Here is a 16,913-nt window from a genome sequence, read left to right on the forward strand (position 1 = left end):
CCCCCCCCCCCCCCCCCCCCCCCCCCCCCCCCCCCCCCCCCCCCCCCCCCCCCCCCCCCCCCCCCCCCCCCCCCCCGAGACCGTGGTGCGCGATATCCTGGCCGAGAAGAAGCAGCATTTGCGCGGGCTGTTTCTGGCCATGCCCGACGGTGTGGCGGTGTTTGGCCGCGATCGTGTGATCGACGAGACCAATACCGCGCTGTGCGAACTGCTGGGCGTGTCGTTGTCGCGGCTGCGCGGCGCCACGCAGCGCGAGTTTGTCCACTGGCTCTACCGCGGCCGGCGTGCGGCGCGGCAGGCCTGCCGCGCCGAGCAGCTCCTGGCGGAGCTGGACCGGGCTGAGCCGGCCGGGGAGTTCGCCGGCATCGTCGAGTTCGACATGGCGGTGTCGCCCGCCTACGAGGTGCGCATCGTGCATGCGGCCAGCGGCGGCGGCCTGGTGCTGGTGCTGCGCGACGTGACGACGCAACTGCGCCATGACCGCATGAAATCCCATTTTGTCTCCGCGGCCGCGCACGAGCTCAAGGCGCCCGTGGCGGGCATTGCCGGCTATGCCGAACTGCTGAGTGCCGATGTGGTGCCGGTGGAGCGGCGCAGCGGTATTTATCATGCCATCCACGCCCGTGCCGGCCAGCTCAATGCGCTGTTGTCCGACCTGCTCGACCTGGCCCGCATCGAAGCGCGCAGCAGCGGCATGCTCGAGCGTGAACGCGTGGAGGTAGCCACGCTCGTGCGCGAGACGGTGGCGGGCGAGTTCACCGAAGCGGGCAGGGTGCGCGTGATCGATGCCGGCATGCCGCTGCACGTTTTGGCGGACCGCGCGCAATTGACACAGGCGGTACGCAACCTGATAGAAAATGCGCTGAAGTATTCAGACGGGAAAGACGAAGTTACCGTCACGGTCGAGCCGCTGCCGCTAGAGCAGGAAAAGGTCTCGGTCAGGGTCGAGGATCGGGGTATCGGCATGACGAAGGAAGAAGCGGGCATGGCGTTCGACAATTTTTACCGGGCCAACCGGCAGGGCAATGCAACGGGGAACGGCCTGGGCCTGGCGATCGTGCGCGAGATCGTGGCGGTGCATCAGGGGCAGATCACGCTTGCCAGCGAGATCGGCAAGGGCACCGTCGTCACCCTCAGCCTGCCGGCGGCAATATGAAGCGCTGTCTGCGGGGAGAAGCCGGCCGCGCCGGGGCGCGGCGGCCCGCCTTGCTGGCGGCGTTGCTTGCCACCGGCCTGGCACTATGGCTGGTCGCGATGCTGGCCGCGCACGATGCGCGCGAGCGCGTGGAGCGCATGGCGTCGGCGGTGCGTGACAACCTGGAACTCGCGCTGGCCGATACGCTTGACATTGCCTACCAGGACCGTGCGTTGGTGGGCGCACCCTGCCGCCGCGTGGCGCGCCAGTTGCAGGAGCAGGGTGCCTATACCGCCTATATCCGCGATGTGGTGCTGGTGGCGCGCGGCATGCGCTATTGCTCGGCGGTGCGCGGCGAGATCGCGACCCCCCTGGGCGAGCTGCTGAACTGGCAGCCCGGGTTGCAGTACCTCCTTGCCAAGCCCCCTCGCGGTGGCAGCATGGCGCTTGCCGTGTTCTTAGGCACTGCCCCGGGCGGCGGCGTGCTTGTCTGGGTGGAGGGGCGTTACCTGGCCGACATGGTGCAGTCGGCGGGCAAGCTGGGATTTCCCGGTATCGAGATCGAGGTGGCGGGCAGGCGTTTCATGCTCAACGGCGGCGTTGGTGGCGAGTTGGGCGGCGCGGGCGAGCACGCCGGTGCCCCAGCCCTGGTGCGGCGTGATGACGCCGGGCAGGGCGCGCATGGCATTGTCGATATCCGGCCACTGACGGGACACCCGATCACCGTCATCGCGAGCGCGCCGCACAGCCTGATGCTGCATGAGAGCCTCAAGTACATGGTGCTGCCACCGCTGGCCGCAGGCATCGCCGCGCTGGTGGTGCTGGGGCTGCATTCGCGCCGGGCGGCGCGCCGCTCCTTTGCCGCGGAGCTGCAGCGCGGGCTGCGCAACGGCGAGTTCGTGCCTTACTACCAACCGGTGGTCGATCTGGAGAGCGGGCTATGCACGGGGCTGGAAGTGCTGGCACGCTGGGCGCACCCGCGGCGCGGCTTGCTCGAGCCGGAGCATTTCATCCAGGCCATCGAGCAACAGCATCTGGCGGTCGCGCTGACGCTGAACCTGATCCCCCGCGTGCTGCGCGATCTGGAGTCGCTGGCGTTGCCGCCCGCGTTCCATCTCGCCTTCAACGTCTCCAGCGAGCACTTCGACGACGCGGGCTTCTGGGCCGAAGACTCGCCGCTGTTCGCGCTGCTGCGGGCCAACGTGACCCCGGTGCTGGAAATCACGGAGCGCGATGCCGTCTCGCTGGTGGAGCACCAGCGCAGCGCGATCCAGCGCGCCAAGGCGCGCGGCATCAAGCTGGCGGTGGACGACTTCGGCACCGGCTACTGCGGGCTGGCCTACTTCAAGCAGTTCGAGGTGGACTTCCTCAAGCTCGATCGCATCTTTGTGCAGGCCGATCCTGGCGACAAGGTGAGCGGCCAGATCGTCGACGTTACCATCAACTTTGCGCACGCCCTGGATCTGGCGGTGGTGGCTGAAGGCATCGAATGCGAGGCGCAGCGCGCGTGGCTGGCGGGCAAGGGCGTGCGCCTGGGGCAGGGCTATCACTTCGCGCGCCCGCTGACGCGGGCCGGGCTATGCGAGTGGCTGCCCGCGCATCTCGAGCGCGGCGCGCCGGCAGCGTTGCCTGGCGGCAGCCTGGGTGTGCCGGAGTGCGTCTGATCCTGTTTCGTCGGATCGGTTTTTTGCGCAAATATGAAACATCACCCCTGTTTTTAATTGATAAAAATGATATAGAATCCGCGTGTAGCCTTACTTTCCCCGTCGGGCTATGCGCCTCCCTGCTGGAATCTCCTTGCCGGCCAGCGCCTCGTGTTCCCACGCGAGGCGCTCTTTTGATTTCCCTGTTGATTTCCCTGTCTCCCCGGACGGCCGTGCCTCATTCGCGCGTCAATCCCGGACGCGTGCGCATTCGCCTGGGCATTCGTCCTACAGGGCTTACAGCCGCCGCCTGACACGCAAGGCCGCCGCGACTGCCTAAGCTGATTTCAGCGCCCTCCTGTCCATGCATGTGGGCACGGCGCGGGCACGGCGAGATTGCCGGCTCGCCGCTGGAGGGCGATTCATTCCTGTACCGTCGCTAAAACTGGAGCTGACCATGAACAAGGATCAAGTGAAGGGCCGTATCGAGGAAGCCAAGGGCAAGGTGAAGGAAGTTGCCGGGAAGGTGACCGGCAGCGCCAGCACCGAGATCAAAGGCAAGGCGGAGCAGATCGCCGGCAAGACGCAGGCCGCTTATGGTGATGCCAAGCAAGACGCCAAGCGTACCCGCTAACGCGTGAGCGCAATGGCGCAATGGAAAACGCCGCGGATGGCCGGGGTCACGCGACTCCGGGCATCCGCGGCGTTGCCGCATTCAGCGGTTCAGAGCGGCTCAGCTGAAGCACTCGTTGTAGAAGCGAGTGGCGGCGCCCACCGGTCGAAACGTATACGGCAGCTCGGCAAGTGCCGCCGCGTCGAGCGAGCCGTATGGGATATCGAGGCCGAGGCCGCTGGCGTCAGTGACTGCCTGTTCCTTGCGCTGGGTGTCGTGCGTGGATTTGTGATGTGTGCTCATGTGCGTTCTCGCTGAGTCTGACGGGCGTGCCACGCGGTGATGCCTCGTAGCTGGCGCTGGTGAAATGGCGATTCCTGCGGCTGCCATCGGTACCGGCCATCTTAGCTAAACGTGCCAGAAAGATAATCCGGCCCTGGCAAAATACACTGTTGCGCAATCCCATCCAATGGCGCGCTGGCCGAGGCGCCGCCAGCACGTGGCGCGGTGATCGGACATGCACGGTGCCTTAGCCGTCCCATCCTGCTTTCCTTTCCGGATTCCTTTCCCCATCTCGATTCGCCGGCCTTATCGGTCTATATTTGGCTAGTGCACGCGCACGCCGCGTTGCCTCGCTGCCGTGAGCGCGTGCCGGCACCGCTGCAGCACTGGCCTGCCCCGGCCCGACCGACCCTCTGCAGGAGCCAGCCATGTCACGCTTCCCGCCATTGCCGCCGTGCTTTGCCGATCGCCGCGAAGCCGGGATCTTTCTTGGACGGCACCTGGCGGAACGCGGCTTTGGCGCCGCTGCGGCTGGCGAGGCGCCGTTGGTGCTGGCGCTGCCGCGCGGCGGTGTGCCGGTTGCCTTCGAGGTGGCGCGGATCCTCGAGGGACGGCTCGATATCCTGCTGGTCCGCAAGATCGGCGCTCCCGGCTATCCCGAGCTGGCGCTGGGCGCGGTGGTGGAGGGCGACGCCGCTGGCAGTGCGCCGCTGACGGTGGCAAACGACGATCCCTGGACGCGCCGCGCACGCGACAGCGGTGCGTTCGATGCCGAGCGCGGCCGCCAGCTCGACGAGATCGGGCGGCGGCAGCAGCGCTATCGCGGTGGTGCGTCCGTGCCGGCCATGGCTGGGCGCACCGTGATCGTGGTGGACGATGGCGTGGCAACCGGCGCCACCATGCGCGCCGCGCTGGAGGGCGTGCGCCGGGCGCAGGCAAAGCGGGTGGTGGCGGCCGTGCCAGTTGCCTCCATCGAGGGCGAAGCCGGCCTGCGCGCCTCGGCGGACGAGGTGATCTGCCTGAACGTGCCAGCCAGCTTTGGCGCCGTCGGCGCGTTCTACCTGGATTTCAGGCAGACCACCGATGAGGAAGTGATGGCCTTGCTGCGCCAGTTCGCCTGCTGGCGCCCTGCTTGAGGTTGCGCTGCTGCCTGTGCGGGCGCCTTTAGCGCTGCGCCGCCAGCCTGGCCCGCAAATGCGGCACCAGCCCGCCGGCCTGCAGCAAGGCACGCAGGAATTCGGGGATCGGCTCGCAAGCCACGCGCTTGCCATCGGGCAGCATCAGGCAAGCCTGCTCGAGCTCGAGCCGCGCCGTGCCGCCATCCACCAGGCGCGTGACATCGGGGCAGATCAGCGCCGGCAGGCCCAGATTGATCGCATTGCGGTAGAAAAGGCCAGCGAAAGACGGCGCAATCACCGCGGCCAGGCCGAGATGGCGCAGTGCCTGCGGCGCCTGCTCGCGCGAGGATCCCACGCCAAAATTACGCCCGGCCACCAGCAGGTCGCCGGGGCGCACCGTGGCTGGAAACTCGGGACGCAGCCCGGCCAGGCAGTGGCGGGCAATCTCTTCGACACCCCCCTTCATATGGGCGCCGGGTGCCATCTGGTCGGTATCCACGTTGTCGCCAAAGCGCCAGATCCGGCCGCCCGGAAGGGGGGGGATGGGGGCTGGGCTCATGGCAGCAACCCGCGCGGGTCGGTGATGCTTCCGGTGACGGCGGACGCCGCCACGGTCAGCGGCGAAGCCAGCCAGACCGCGCTGCCGCTCTCGCCCATGCGGCCGGCAAAATTGCGCGCGGTCGAGGCGATGGCGCGGCTGTTGGCAGGAAAGCGGGAAGGGCCATAGCCCGCGCACGCGTTGCACGCATTGGGCAGCAATTGCGCCCCGGCATCCAGCAAGATGGCCAGCGTGCCCTCGCTCTCGGCCTGGCGCTGGTCGCGCAGCGAGGCGGGCGCCACCTGCAGCGTGACCCCCGGCGCCACGCGCCGGCCGCGCAGCACGCTGGCAGCCATGCGCAGGTCCTCCAGCTTGGCGCCGGTGCAGGCACCCAGGTAGGCGATGTCCACGCGTTGGCCGGCGGCCTGGTCGACCGGGCCGGTGTTGGCCGGTGAATGCGGCGCGGCCACCTGCGGCGCCAGCGCGGCCGCGTCGAAGCGGTGGTTCGCCAGCACTGGCGCGCCGGGCTCGGTGCGCCAGTGCGAGAGCGCGATGGCGTCGAGCGTCGCGGCGGGCACGCCGGCCTGCGCCAGCCAGGCCCGTGTGGTGGCGTCGGGCGCGATCAGGCCGGTCTGTGCGCCAAGCTCGGCACTCATGTTGGTCAGCGTCATGCGTTCCTGCATGGGCAGGGCCATCACGGCCTCGCCGGTATATTCGATGGCTTCATAGCGGCCGCCGTCCAGTCCCAGCCGGCCGCACAGGAACAGCATGATGTCCTTGGCGCAAACCCCGGCCGAGAGCCTGCCGTCCCATTGCAGGCGGATGGTATGCGGCACGCGCAACCAGATCTCGCCGGTGGCCAGCACGCCAGCCATCTCCGTCGCGCCGATGCCGAACATATAGGCCCCGAACGCGCCGCCGGTGGGGCTGTGGCTATCGCCGCCCACGATGAAGCGTCCCGGCAGCACGTGGCCGTGTTCGGGCAATACCAGGTGGCAGATGCCTTCGCCGTCGATGAAGTGGGGCAGGCGCGCCTCGCGGACCCAGTCGCGGGTGAATCGCACGATGGCCTCTGCCTCGGGATCGGCCGCGGGCAGGTAGTGATCGGTCACCACCACATAGCGCTCCGGGTCCCACACTTTGGCGCCCAGTTCGCGCAGCAGCGGCGCTACCCGGCGCGGGCCGCTGGAATCGTGCGACATGGCCAGGTCCACCCGGCACGTCACGATGGTGCCCGGCGTGACCGTCTCCAGGCCGGCAGCCCGGGCAACCAGCTTCTGCGCCAACGTGGCCGGGGTGTGGGCGGGCCCGGCAAGCGGTCTCATTCCGGCGTGGCTCCCGAATACTTGACCACCTTGGCCCAGCGCTTGATGTCATTGCGCACGAAGGCGGCAAAGGCCTCCGGCGAATTGCCGACCGGCTGCGCGCCGTCGAGCTCCAGGCGCTTGTGCACCGCGGGCGCTTCAAGGCCCTTGCGGGCAGCCTGGTATAGCGCCTGCAAGACGTCCGGCGGCAGGCCGGCGGGGCCGAACAGGCCGAACCAGGCGCTGGACTCGAACCCCTTGACGGTGGCGCCGATCGGCGCGACGCCGGGGAACTGCGGCAGCGGCGCCGGGCTGGTGACGCCAAGCACCTTGAGTTTCCCGCTCCTGACGTGCGGGAGCACATTGAAGGTACTGGCGAACATCAGGTCGACCTGGCCCGAGAGCAGGTCGGTAATGGCCGGCGCAGTGCCCTTGTAGGGGATGTTGACGATGTAGGTGTTCGTCATCATCTTGAACATGTCGCCGGCCAGGTGCACGGACGAACCCACCGAGCCGATCGCAAAATTCAGCTTGCCGGGCTTGCTCTTGGCCAACTGGATCAATTCCGGGATGTTATTCGCGGGCAGGCTCGGCGTGGCAACCAGCACGCTGGGGACGGTCGCCACCAGCGTGATCGGCGTGAAATCCTGGACCGGGTCGAAGGGCAGCTTCTTGTACAGCGTGGCGTTGATGGTGTGGCTGGTGAAGCTCATCAGCAAGGTGGTGCCGTCGGGTGCGCTCTTGGCGACCAGGTCGGCGGCGATATTGCCGCCGGCACCCGGGCGGTTTTCCACCAGCACGGGCTGGTCCAGCTCCCGGGACATTTCCTGGGCGATGGTGCGCGCCAGCGTGTCCGTGGTGCCTCCGGCGGGCGCGCCCACCAGGATGCGGATGGGTTTGCGTCCGGCCACCTGGGCGCGCGTCGACGGCGCCTGCGCAAGCAAAGCAAGGCTGGCGGCGGCGCCGAGCAGCCCGCGCATTGCCTTGCGGCGCGAGGGGTGTGTGAGCGCTTGGGAGCGTGGTCGGCCCATGCGGGGAGCAGGCATCGCGGTTTCCTTCCAGGAAGATCGTGAGCGTGCAGTATCGCTTGCTTTTCTTACTCGCGCAGCCCCGTCCGTGCTTCGCGCTCCACCCACACGTTGGCGCTGTCGCCACCTGCGGGAGAGAGCTCCATGCGGTACTCGTAGCGGTCCGGACGGTATTGGCCTAGCAGGAATTGCACCGGGCGGCCAGCCTTGTCCAGCACCACGCGGCGCACCGCCAGCAGCGCACCGCCTACCGGCACGTCCAGCAACGGCGCTACCACCACGTCGGCCAGCCGGGCCGAGAGCGTCTGGCTGGCGCGCCCAAGCTGCACGCCCGCAGCCTCGAGCAGGCGCAGCATTGGCGTGATCTCGAGATCCTTGCGGTTCAGGCCGCGGCCCAGGTCGGCCGGCAGATAGGCTGTGATGTGCGACAGAGGGCGGCTGCCGTAATGACGCACGCGCACCACCTTGACCACCGGGTCGCCCGGCTGCAGGCCAAGCGCTTCGGCGACTTCCGGGGTGGCATGCACATCGTCGATCGAGATCACCTTGACCGAGGTCTTCTGGCCCATGTCGATGATGTTGTCGAGCAGGCTGCCGGGCCGGTCGCCGAGCGTGACCGGCTTGATCGGATGCGGGTTGACGAAGGTGCCAAGGCCACGGTGACGGCGTACCAGACCCTCCTGCACCAGGCGGTCGAACACGCGCCGCATGGTCACGCGCGAGGCGTGAAACTGCTTGGCGAGGTCGATTTCACCGGGCAAGGGGCCTTGACCAAAGCGGCCTTCCACGATCTGTTGGCGTAGTACCACGTAAATCTGGTGATACAGGGGAACGACGGCTTCACTCATGGTTTCCCTTGTGATTGGGCGACAGGTTTGAATTAGCCTTAATGTACTTTAAATCAGACATAGAGCCTAGTCATGTTGCCATATGTTGCTTATTAGTTACTTAAACGTTGCGAAGGCGTTGCGCGCGCGCACCGCATAGGCAGCATGCAGCGCAATCTCCATACATTAAGGCCACTGCCCGGCAGGCAACACATGCCGTGCCGGACTGCAGCGGCCGGGTGTCATCCGAAGGGTGGAGACCCGTCGCGAGCGACGACCAGTGCACCGGCAGCGAGGCGTGTTTCATTCGCGATACAGCGCCTGCGGCCAAGGGTTTTCCTTAGGAACCCCGCTAAAGGCCTGATAGCAGGGGATTTTCGCCTGTCCCGGGGAAAGCCTGGCCATGCGATGCGTCCGGCCGTGTCACAGCCGTGTGACATGTCGTGTGCGGTTCACAGCGGCGGCGTCCGCGACTGTCCTCAGGAAGCTAGAAAAAGGCTGATTGGATGGCTTTGTAGCCCTTGTGTTTCAAGGGATTACGGGATTTGAACCGCTCCCTGGCACTGATTATGCGCAATGAGAGGCTGGTTTGGCGGAATGCCGGACCTGAGCCTTTAGCCGGCGTTCTCCCCGAGTGCCGGAGCGAGGCTGAGCCGCTGTGACATCCTCCTGGGAGCTTTGTATGAAAAAGACCTTACTTGCGTCGGCGATTGCTTTAGCCCTTGGGGCTGGCGGTCAGGCCTGGGCCAATCCGACGAACAACAATAGCGCGAAATCAGATGGCAGCAACACACAAACGGCCACTGCAACTTCAACTCAGTCCGGTAGTGGCGCTGCGGCAAACGAGAACTCCACGGCGTGGCAGGATTCCAGCACTCACACCAAGGTAGACACCAAGACCTCGACCAAGAACACCACCGTTACCAAGACCAACGCCGATAACAAGGGCAAGGTCACCTTCGACGCTGGCTATGGCAACGCTGGCGCCAACAACGGCAGCACGGCCACCGCCAACTTCAGCAACTCCTTCAACAGTAGCAAGGCCATCGCAATCAGCAAGCTATCTGGCTCGGTGAGCGGCATCTCGATCGGCAATATCGGCAACGTTGCCACCAACAACGGCAACGCCAATGGCGGCGCCGGTGGCAAGGGCGGCGCTGGATATGGCGGCACCGGCAAGGGCGGCACTGGTGGCAACGGCGGCAACAGCGGCAATGGCGGCAACGGCGGCAGCGGCGGTTCGGCTACCAATGGCAGCGCCACTGCAGGCTATGCCTCCAACGGCAGCGCCAATGCGGGCGACGGCGGCAATGGCGGCAAGGCCGTTGGCTGGGGCGGCGACGGCGGCAACGCCAAGGCGTCTGGTGGCGATTCGCTCGCTGGCAGTGCTGGCCTGGGTGGCAAGGGCGGCAGTGTCTACAGTGACGGCGGCGGCGCGCTCGGCGCGGCAAAGACGGGCAGCGGCGGCAAGGGCGGCAGCGCCGGTAGTGACGGCGGCGGCGCGCTTGCGGCAAGCGTTGGCGTCGGCGGAGACAGCAAAGCCAAGGGCAACAATGGAAGTGGTGGCAACGGCAGTGCCGGTACGGCTACTGCGACCGGTGGCGCCGCATCGGCATCGGGTGGCGCCGGTGGCTCCAGTGGCGCTGGCACGGCTGTGGCTACCGGCGGTGCAGCCGGCGGCACGGGCGGCGCAGGCGGCTCGGGTAGCGGCGGCGCGGCGACCTCTACTGCCGGCGCAGCCACTGGCACGGGCGGCGCGGGCGGTGCCCAAACCAGCGTGGCCGGCAACGGCGGTGCAGGCGGTAGCGCGACCAATGGCGGCGCATCGACCATGGCCAGCAACGGTAGCGCAACGGCCGGCAACGGCGCGGTTGGTGCGGCATCCGGCGCCGGTGGCGCTGGCGGCGTGGGCATGGGCGGCACCGGTGGTACCGGCAATGGCGCAGTGGGCGGAGCCGGCGGAGCCGGCGGTAGCAACTCTGTCAATGCTGGCACCTTCAATATGTCCAACACCATGACCAGCGTTGGTCAGTCGGCGGCGGGCATCATGATCGCCAACCAAAACAGCGGCTTCGCTTCGCTGGTGCAACAAAGCGTCAACGTCCAGGCCAACCTGGCGGTCGGCAAGTAAGGCAAGTGCGCGGTGGTGGCGTGCGCAGCGGGTGGATGGCCCGCGCGCACGTCCCGCCGGCACGGCTTGACTCCGGCAACTTAGGGCATTCCGGCGCGTTGTTCGTGTCCGGGATGCCCATTCGACGAAGAGTCCACTCGTCTCTTGTGTGAGCGTCAGGATGGGGGCGCCAAGCAGAAGGCTGAAGGAGACACCAATGCGATCGGTCCGCTCCGCTGTCATCGCGATGACGGCAGCAATCCTGGTTTGGCCTGGCCTGCAGGCCTACGCCGAGCCGCAGCCCGCGGGGCCATCTGCCGCAGTGCCTGCGGTCAACACCGGCACCGCCACGGAACACAGTGCGGCGGCACCGGACCAAACACCTCCCGCGACCGCGCGTGAGCGCGGCGTTCTCGCCGGTCTTGGCAAGCCTGTCGGCAGCGACAAACTGCAGGATATCCGTGGCGGCTCCGAGCTCGTGGTCAATGACATGCGTCTGGCCGGCACGGTGGCGGACAACAGCGCCAACCGTGTGATCAGCGGCTCCAACAGCATTGCCGAAGGGTCTTTCGCCAGTGCCGCGGGTTTGCCTACCGTGATCCAGAACACGGGTTCCAATGTGCTGATCCAGAACGCGACCATCATTAACGTCCAGTTCAAGCCATGACGCTGCGCAAGCTGCTTTTGCAGGCTACGCTGCTGCTGGTTTCGGTCAGCGCACCGCTGGCCTGGGCCGACTACGCCGTCGTCACGGGCGATGGCGGCAACTACTACAACGTACGGGTGACCAGCCTCAAGGAGGCGCGGTACAAGACCACCATTCGCCAGCAATACGACTTCAGTTGCGGCTCCGCCGCCGTGGCGACGCTGCTCACCTACCAGTATGGCTATCCGGTCAATGAACAGACGGTGTTCCAGAACATGTACGTCAACGGCGACCAAGCCAAGATCCGGCAGGAGGGCTTCTCGCTGCTGGATATGAAACGCTTCCTGGAGTCGCGCGGCTTCCTGGCCGACGGCTATGAATTGCCGCTTTCCAAGCTGGAGGAAACCCAGATCCCGGCCATCGTGCTGGTGATCGAGAATGGCTACCACCATTTCGTCGTGGTCAAGGGCGTGCATGGCAACCGCGTGCTGGTCGGAGATCCGGCGCTGGGCACGCGCGCGCTGTCGCGCGAGCACTTCGAGCAGATCTGGGACAGCCATTTGCTGTTCGTGATTCACAACCGCGAGGAATCGGCGCGGTTCAATCTCGCAGCCGATTGGCGCATCGCGCCAAGCGGCCCTTATTCGATGGGCATCAACCGGGATAGTCTGTTCTTCACCGTCATGCCTTCGCATGGCGGTAGCGATTTCTAAGGAACGTACCATGTTCCAGACATCCTCAAAGCCAGCGCAGCGCCGCCGCGGCGGGGCCGGTTCGGCCACCGCAGTGGTGTTGCTGGGCGCTGGCCTGGCCTGCGCCGGGCAAGCGCGGGCCGACGAAGGCACCGGGATCGAGGCGCTCGACTCGCATAGCGCGTCCGGCGCCGCCGGCCTTGCCGCAGCGCCGGCCGTGCCGGAGCAAACCGATAACCGGACCGATAACCCTTACCTGGCTGCCGCGCTCGGCAGCATGGCCGGCCGGACGCCGGCCCAGCAAGAACCCATTGCGGCGCCCCTGGCGGACCACCCCGCCGAAGTCGCGCTGGATCCCACGACAGATAGCAGCGGCGCGCTCGAGGCCGCATCCGAGCCATCCGGGCCATCCGCTCCATCGGATACCAAGGATCTCCAGGCCGCGGCACCACCGCCGGCGGCGCAGGCCGACACGGTTGCCTGGAAGCCGGTGGCGGACAAACACCTGCAAGACCTGCGCGGCGGCTTTGCCGCAGCCGCGAGGCCGGCCGCCGATGCGTCCGGCGACCCCGCCATCGCGAGGCCTGAAGCCGTGCGCGCGCAAGCACCGGCACCGCAGGTGCACGCGGCTCGCACCACCATGGCGAGCTGGAAACCCGTGGCGCAGGAGCGCCTGGATGACCTGCGTGGCGGCTTCGACGTTGGCGGCGGGCTGCAGGTTTCGTTCGGTATCGAACGCTCAGTGCTGATCAACGGTGCATTGGTGGTGTCAACCAGTCTTACTATTCCCGATGTGAGCCGCATCACCGCCGATCAGGCGACACGGTTGGCCGCGGCACTCGGTGTGGCGACCGGCGCCGGGGCGGCGGCGGCCACGGCCGTGGGCAACGCGCTGGCCTCCAATCCCGTGACCGCCGGCACCAGCGGGGCCAACGGCAGCAGCGCAGCAGGAGGCAGCAGTAGCAGTACCGGCACCAGTGCCAGCGCCAGCGCGGGCACCGTGGTGACCAGCCTGCCGGCGACAGCGATCGCGGCGGCCGGTGCCGCGGTAACTACCAACGGCGTCCTGAGCCTGATCCAGAACGGGCCGGGCAATAGCGCCGCGGCGAGCATGCTGGCCGGTGCGCCGGTGACGGTGATTCAGAACACGTTGAACAATCAGTCGATCCAGAACTTGGTGACCATCAACGCAGGGGTTAACACCTTGCAGGCATTCCGCGCCCAGGTGGCCAACGCGACGTTGAACAGTGCATTGCTCAGTGCAGCCGGCAGGCATTGAAGACGGACGACTGGCAGCAAGTTGCGCAAAGAGAGAGAGGCAGTATGGGTTAAGCAGGTTGCGGACTCCTGTGCGAAGTAGTCCGCCGTCCGGGGGAGGAAGGCGAAATGAAAAACAGGTCGCTGCGAGGCATCCGTCAGGCCGGGTGTTCGACATTGCTGTTGCTGGGCGGGATGGCACAGGGCCAGACCCCACCCGACGAAGGACCGGCCGCGGCAAAGCTGGAGGCGCTAAAGCGGGAGGTGACCGAGCAGGCCGCCACCCTGGAGCAGATGAAGCGCTCGATGGCGGAGCAGGAGGCCACCATCCGCGAGTTGCGCAGCGTGCTGGGCACCGACGTGCTGGCGAGAAAGCGCGGCGGCCAGCGCGCGCCTGGCACCGGCGGCGTGACCCCTGGCGATACCGCCACCAATGCCGCTGCCGCCGCTGCCGGCTCGGCGGGCACGCAAGGCTTGCCCAATACCAACAACCTGCCGCAAGCCAGCGACAGTCCCCCTAACAACAACCAGAGCAGTGCGCAGGACAGCACCCAGATGGCTCTCGCCGGCGACGAGCAGCCGGTGGGAAAACCACCCGAAGCCAACACGGCCCCTCCTGCGATCGCGCCGATCTTCGATCAGCCAGGCGTGCTGACACCCGCTGGCAAGCTGGTGGTCGAGCCAAGCTTCCAGTACGGATATTCGTCCAGCAACCGGGTGGCGCTGGTTGGCTACACCATCATCCCCGCGATCCTGATCGGCCTGATCGATGTGCGCGAGGTCAAGACCTCGACCTACATCGAAGCTGTCGCGCTTCGCTACGGCCTCACCAAGCGCCTGGAGATCGAGGCCAAGGTGCCCTACGTGCAGAGTTCCGGCTCGACGATCAGCCGTGAAGTCTTTACCGGCACCGCGGTCGATAACGTCTTCAATGCCAGCGGCAAGGGGCTGGGCGACGTGGAGGCGACCCTGCGCTACCAGATCAACTACGGCAACGAGAAAATGCCGTACTTCATCGGCTGGCTGCGCTACAAATCCGCCACCGGCAAGAGCCCCTTCGATGTGGTGACCGATTGCGTGACGCGCTGCGTGGGCAATACCACCGGCACCGGCCTGCCGCTGGGGCTGCCCACGGGTACCGGCTTCCAGGCGATCCAGCCAGGCATTACGTGGTTGTTGCCGACCGACCCAGCGGTGTTTTTCGGCACCTTCAGCTATCTGCACAATTTCGCTCGGGACAATGTCAGCCGCACGGTACTGAACGGGCAACAGGAGTCGCTTGGCAAGATCGCGCCGGGCGATATCTTCGGCTTCAATTTCGGTATCGGCCTCTCGCTCAACGAGCATGCCTCGTTCAGTATCGGCTACGACCAGAGCATCATCTGGCCGACCAAGCAGAACGGCTCGACGGTGCCGGGCTCGGTGCGGGTGACGCAAGGCACCTTGCTGGTGGGCTATTCCTATCGGTTCAACAGCCGGTACACGCTGAACGTATCGGTCGGCGCCGGGCTGACCACCGACACGCCAAACCTGACGGTAACCGTGCGCTTGCCGATCACATTCTGATGTAAGCCGCGCACACGAATGGGCAGAAAACGGCGCGAGGTGACGCGTGGGCGGCATCGCTGCGATGTTGCCTTGCGCTCCCCCCGCGACTGGCGTACAAATGAAAAAACCCGTCCCCAGGGCGGATACGGATGCACCTCCACCATCTGGCTTGGCTGGCATGGTTGCGTGAAGGCGACTCCGCATGCACACCGCTGCCGGGATAGTCCGAAACGGCCTGACGTGGCCTGAAGCGAGGAGAGAGTCATGCGCAAACGTATCTTCTGGTTGTTGCCCGATCTGGCGAGTGCTCGCCGCACCATGGACGACTTGCTGCTGGCTCGCATCGAGAACAGCCACATCCACTTCGTCGCGCGCGATGGCGCCGATATGAGCGGCTTGCATGAAGCCAACCTGTTCCAGACTTCCGATATCGTCCATGCCGCCGAGATGGGGCTGATGGTGGGCGGTGGCATCGGCATCGTGGCGGGTGCGCTGGTGGCGATGTTCCCGATCGTCAGCGATACCCCGCAATGGGGCCTGGTTGGCGTGCTGGCGGTGCTGGGCGCGGTGTTCGGCGCCTGGGCGTCCAGCATGATCGGCTGCTCCGCGCCCAACAGCCGGCACAAGGCCTTCGAAAAGGACATCGAGGAAGGCAAGATCCTGCTGATGGTGGACGTGCCGCGTGGCCGCGTCGAGGAAATCGAAGCGCTGCTGCAATCGGCCCACCCGGAAGCTCGCTTCGCCGGGCTGGATCCCGCCGTACCCGCTTTTCCCTGAGTTCTCCCTTGCGCTTGCCCTCATCCTGATGGGCAGGACGGTCCCGTTGTCACGCCGAGGCTCGGCGGCCTGAGGGCCGCCTGCCCCGGCGGGCCAGCGCCCGATATTTCCCCAGCCGAGCCCTCCCTCGCCGCTTTTGCAACAGCGATTTGCCGAATCGCCTTGCTTTGAGGTAATTTGCTTGTCGCCGCGCCCATCCGTGGCGCGCATGACAAAGCAAAAGATTCGCAAACGAACGAGGGGTCGGAGATGAAGACAACATGGATGGCGTGCGGCCTGCTGGCCGCCACGCTGGGTGGGCTTGCGCCGCTGGCACAGGCCGAGCAAGGGGTCACCAGGACCACCATCAAGATCGGGCAATCGGCCGGGGTGACCGGGCCGGTGGCGGGCTCGGTCAAGGAGCAGATCGCCGGGGCGCAGGTCTACCTGAAAACGGTCAACGCCAACGGCGGTGTAGGAGGGCGGCGCATCGAGCTGGTGACGTACGACGACGGCTTCGACGCCAAGCGCACGCCCGACAATGTGCGCAAGCTGGTCCAGGAAGACAAGGTGTTCGCGCTCTTCATGGTGCGCGGCACGCCGCAGAACGAAAGCATCCTGCCCATCGTCAACACCGAGAAGGTGCCGCTGGTGGCGCCGCTGACCGGCGCCATCACCTTGCACCGCCCGGTCAACCGCTACGTGTTCAACGTACGCGCCAAGTACCAGGACGAGGTGGCCCGCGCAATCAACCATCTTGCCACCTCGGGCATGACCCGCATCGCCATCTTCTACGCCAACGACGGCTTTGGCCAGGACGTGTTCGAAGGCTTCAGCACCGCGCTGCAGGCGCGTGGCGTGCAGCCGGCGGCCAGTGCCTCGTTTGCGCGCCCGATGGGCGATATCCAGGCCGGTGTCACCGCCATCAACAAGGCCGGCCCGCAAGCGGTGCTGGTCATCGGCTCCGGCTCCGAGGCGGCGCGGCTGATCAAGGAACTGCGCCGCGGCGGCAGCCAGGCGCAGTTCGTCACGCTGTCCAACAACGCAGCCGACTCCTTTATCAAGGAGCTCGGCGAGGATGCGCGCGGCCTGATCATCACGCAGGTGGTGCCAGGCACCAATTCAAGCCAGATGAGCATTGCCAGCGAATACCGCAGCCTGGCGCGGCAGCAAGGCGTGGACCCGAGCAATGCCGGGATGGAGGGTTTCATGTCGGCCAAGGTGCTGGTAGAGGGCTTGCGCCGTGCCGGGCCGGACCTGACGCGCGAGCGGCTGGTCGGCGCGCTGGAGAGCCTGCGCGACTATGACCTCGGCGGCATCCTGATCAGCTACAGCCCGACGCGGCATACGGGTTCGTCGTTTGTCGAAATGTCGATCGTGTCGTCCACCGGCAAGCTGATCCGCTAGGCCCGCTGC

The 16,913-nt window shown here is 66.6% G+C and carries 16 protein-coding genes; 11 read left to right on the forward strand and 5 right to left on the reverse strand.

Translation table 11 applies throughout. From position 1 onward, the window contains the following. Window positions 1–85 precede the first annotated feature (85 nt). From AC1RQK_RS32090 to AC1RQK_RS32100, 3 genes are all read left to right on the forward strand, one after another. Window positions 86–1,156 carry a PAS domain-containing sensor histidine kinase gene (locus AC1RQK_RS32090; RefSeq protein ID WP_492813429.1) on the forward strand — a complete coding sequence of 357 codons (1,071 nt, stop codon included), beginning with the start codon at window positions 86–88 and terminating at the stop codon, window positions 1,154–1,156. Beyond that, window positions 1,153–2,799, forward strand: a complete 1,647-nt coding sequence (locus AC1RQK_RS32095; RefSeq protein ID WP_492371867.1) for an EAL domain-containing protein — start codon at window positions 1,153–1,155, stop codon at window positions 2,797–2,799. Before AC1RQK_RS32090 ends, AC1RQK_RS32095 begins: the two co-directional genes overlap by 4 nt. A 436-nt stretch (window positions 2,800–3,235) precedes the next feature. Beyond that, window positions 3,236–3,412 (forward strand): CsbD family protein, encoded by a 177-nt coding sequence (locus tag AC1RQK_RS32100; RefSeq protein ID WP_492371866.1) that lies wholly within the window; start codon window positions 3,236–3,238, stop codon window positions 3,410–3,412. 99 nt (window positions 3,413–3,511) lie between these two features. Here AC1RQK_RS32100 and AC1RQK_RS32105 read toward each other — a convergent pair whose 3' ends face one another. Then, window positions 3,512–3,694 (reverse strand): hypothetical protein, encoded by a 183-nt coding sequence (locus AC1RQK_RS32105; RefSeq protein WP_492371865.1) that lies wholly within the window; start codon window positions 3,692–3,694, stop codon window positions 3,512–3,514. Between the two features lie 407 nt (window positions 3,695–4,101). On the opposite strand from AC1RQK_RS32105, the gene AC1RQK_RS32110 reads away from it, so the two are divergent. Further along, window positions 4,102–4,809, forward strand: coding sequence for a phosphoribosyltransferase (locus tag AC1RQK_RS32110; protein WP_492371864.1), 708 nt, complete (start codon window positions 4,102–4,104; stop codon window positions 4,807–4,809). Between the two features lie 28 nt (window positions 4,810–4,837). On the opposite strand, the gene AC1RQK_RS32115 is transcribed toward AC1RQK_RS32110, so the two are convergent. The 4 genes from AC1RQK_RS32115 to AC1RQK_RS32130 are packed head-to-tail and all read right to left on the reverse strand — an operon-like array spanning window position 4,838 to window position 8,509. After that, window positions 4,838–5,350, reverse strand: a complete 513-nt coding sequence (locus tag AC1RQK_RS32115) for a LeuD/DmdB family oxidoreductase small subunit (RefSeq protein ID WP_492371863.1) — start codon at window positions 5,348–5,350, stop codon at window positions 4,838–4,840. Next, a complete protein-coding gene (locus tag AC1RQK_RS32120; RefSeq protein ID WP_492371862.1) occupies window positions 5,347–6,654 on the reverse strand; it encodes a 3-isopropylmalate dehydratase large subunit in 1,308 nt (435 codons plus the stop codon). The genes AC1RQK_RS32115 and AC1RQK_RS32120 overlap by 4 nt, the downstream gene beginning before the upstream one ends. Next, the gene (locus tag AC1RQK_RS32125) at window positions 6,651–7,679 is read right to left on the reverse strand and encodes a tripartite tricarboxylate transporter substrate binding protein (RefSeq protein WP_492371861.1); all 1,029 of its coding nucleotides are present in this window, start codon (window positions 7,677–7,679) and stop codon (window positions 6,651–6,653) included. Before AC1RQK_RS32125 ends, AC1RQK_RS32120 begins: the two co-directional genes overlap by 4 nt. Window positions 7,680–7,729: 50 nt before the next feature. Beyond that, on the reverse strand, window positions 7,730–8,509 hold the full coding sequence (locus tag AC1RQK_RS32130) for a GntR family transcriptional regulator (protein ID WP_253928545.1): 780 nt from the start codon (window positions 8,507–8,509) through the stop codon (window positions 7,730–7,732). 661 nt (window positions 8,510–9,170) lie between these two features. Here AC1RQK_RS32130 and AC1RQK_RS32135 point away from each other — a divergent pair. From AC1RQK_RS32135 to AC1RQK_RS32165, 7 genes are all read left to right on the forward strand, one after another. Then, window positions 9,171–10,619 carry a hypothetical protein gene (locus tag AC1RQK_RS32135; RefSeq protein WP_492371860.1) on the forward strand — a complete coding sequence of 483 codons (1,449 nt, stop codon included), beginning with the start codon at window positions 9,171–9,173 and terminating at the stop codon, window positions 10,617–10,619. A gap of 196 nt (window positions 10,620–10,815) precedes the next feature. After that, window positions 10,816–11,265, forward strand: a complete 450-nt coding sequence (locus AC1RQK_RS32140; protein ID WP_492371859.1) for a hypothetical protein — start codon at window positions 10,816–10,818, stop codon at window positions 11,263–11,265. Continuing rightward, a complete protein-coding gene (locus AC1RQK_RS32145; protein WP_492813434.1) occupies window positions 11,262–11,957 on the forward strand; it encodes a C39 family peptidase in 696 nt (231 codons plus the stop codon). The genes AC1RQK_RS32140 and AC1RQK_RS32145 overlap by 4 nt, the downstream gene beginning before the upstream one ends. Before the next feature lie 10 nt (window positions 11,958–11,967). Then, window positions 11,968–13,215, forward strand: a complete 1,248-nt coding sequence (locus AC1RQK_RS32150) for a hypothetical protein (RefSeq protein WP_492813436.1) — start codon at window positions 11,968–11,970, stop codon at window positions 13,213–13,215. A 107-nt stretch (window positions 13,216–13,322) separates the two neighbouring features. Next, window positions 13,323–14,759, forward strand: a complete 1,437-nt coding sequence (locus AC1RQK_RS32155) for an acetate kinase (RefSeq protein ID WP_492813438.1) — start codon at window positions 13,323–13,325, stop codon at window positions 14,757–14,759. 246 nt (window positions 14,760–15,005) lie between these two features. Continuing rightward, complete coding sequence (locus AC1RQK_RS32160) at window positions 15,006–15,518, forward strand: DUF1269 domain-containing protein (RefSeq protein WP_492371855.1); 513 nt, start codon at window positions 15,006–15,008, stop codon at window positions 15,516–15,518. Window positions 15,519–15,767: 249 nt separating this feature from the next. Next, window positions 15,768–16,904, forward strand: coding sequence for an ABC transporter substrate-binding protein (locus AC1RQK_RS32165; protein WP_492813440.1), 1,137 nt, complete (start codon window positions 15,768–15,770; stop codon window positions 16,902–16,904). Window positions 16,905–16,913 lie beyond the last annotated feature (9 nt).

The sequence above is a fragment of the Cupriavidus sp. GW822-FHT02D05 genome (assembly GCF_058802485.1).

Excerpts from the sequence above, each read along its gene's own strand:
- AC1RQK_RS32095 (WP_492371867.1), top strand. The coding sequence starts at position 1,153 with ATGAAGCGCTGTCTGCGGGGAGAAGCCGGCCGCGCCGGGGCGCGGCGG.
- AC1RQK_RS32140 (WP_492371859.1), top strand. The coding sequence starts at position 10,816 with ATGCGATCGGTCCGCTCCGCTGTCATCGCGATGACGGCAGCAATCCTG.
- AC1RQK_RS32155 (WP_492813438.1), top strand. The coding sequence starts at position 13,323 with ATGAAAAACAGGTCGCTGCGAGGCATCCGTCAGGCCGGGTGTTCGACA.
- AC1RQK_RS32115 (WP_492371863.1), bottom strand. The coding sequence starts at position 5,350 with ATGAGCCCAGCCCCCATCCCCCCCCTTCCGGGCGGCCGGATCTGGCGC.
- AC1RQK_RS32165 (WP_492813440.1), top strand. The coding sequence starts at position 15,768 with ATGAAGACAACATGGATGGCGTGCGGCCTGCTGGCCGCCACGCTGGGT.
- AC1RQK_RS32110 (WP_492371864.1), top strand. The coding sequence starts at position 4,102 with ATGTCACGCTTCCCGCCATTGCCGCCGTGCTTTGCCGATCGCCGCGAA.
- AC1RQK_RS32120 (WP_492371862.1), bottom strand. The coding sequence starts at position 6,654 with ATGAGACCGCTTGCCGGGCCCGCCCACACCCCGGCCACGTTGGCGCAG.
- AC1RQK_RS32145 (WP_492813434.1), top strand. The coding sequence starts at position 11,262 with ATGACGCTGCGCAAGCTGCTTTTGCAGGCTACGCTGCTGCTGGTTTCG.
- AC1RQK_RS32100 (WP_492371866.1), top strand. The coding sequence starts at position 3,236 with ATGAACAAGGATCAAGTGAAGGGCCGTATCGAGGAAGCCAAGGGCAAG.
- AC1RQK_RS32160 (WP_492371855.1), top strand. The coding sequence starts at position 15,006 with ATGCGCAAACGTATCTTCTGGTTGTTGCCCGATCTGGCGAGTGCTCGC.
- AC1RQK_RS32125 (WP_492371861.1), bottom strand. The coding sequence starts at position 7,679 with ATGCCTGCTCCCCGCATGGGCCGACCACGCTCCCAAGCGCTCACACAC.
- AC1RQK_RS32130 (WP_253928545.1), bottom strand. The coding sequence starts at position 8,509 with ATGAGTGAAGCCGTCGTTCCCCTGTATCACCAGATTTACGTGGTACTA.
- AC1RQK_RS32150 (WP_492813436.1), top strand. The coding sequence starts at position 11,968 with ATGTTCCAGACATCCTCAAAGCCAGCGCAGCGCCGCCGCGGCGGGGCC.
- AC1RQK_RS32105 (WP_492371865.1), bottom strand. The coding sequence starts at position 3,694 with ATGAGCACACATCACAAATCCACGCACGACACCCAGCGCAAGGAACAG.
- AC1RQK_RS32135 (WP_492371860.1), top strand. The coding sequence starts at position 9,171 with ATGAAAAAGACCTTACTTGCGTCGGCGATTGCTTTAGCCCTTGGGGCT.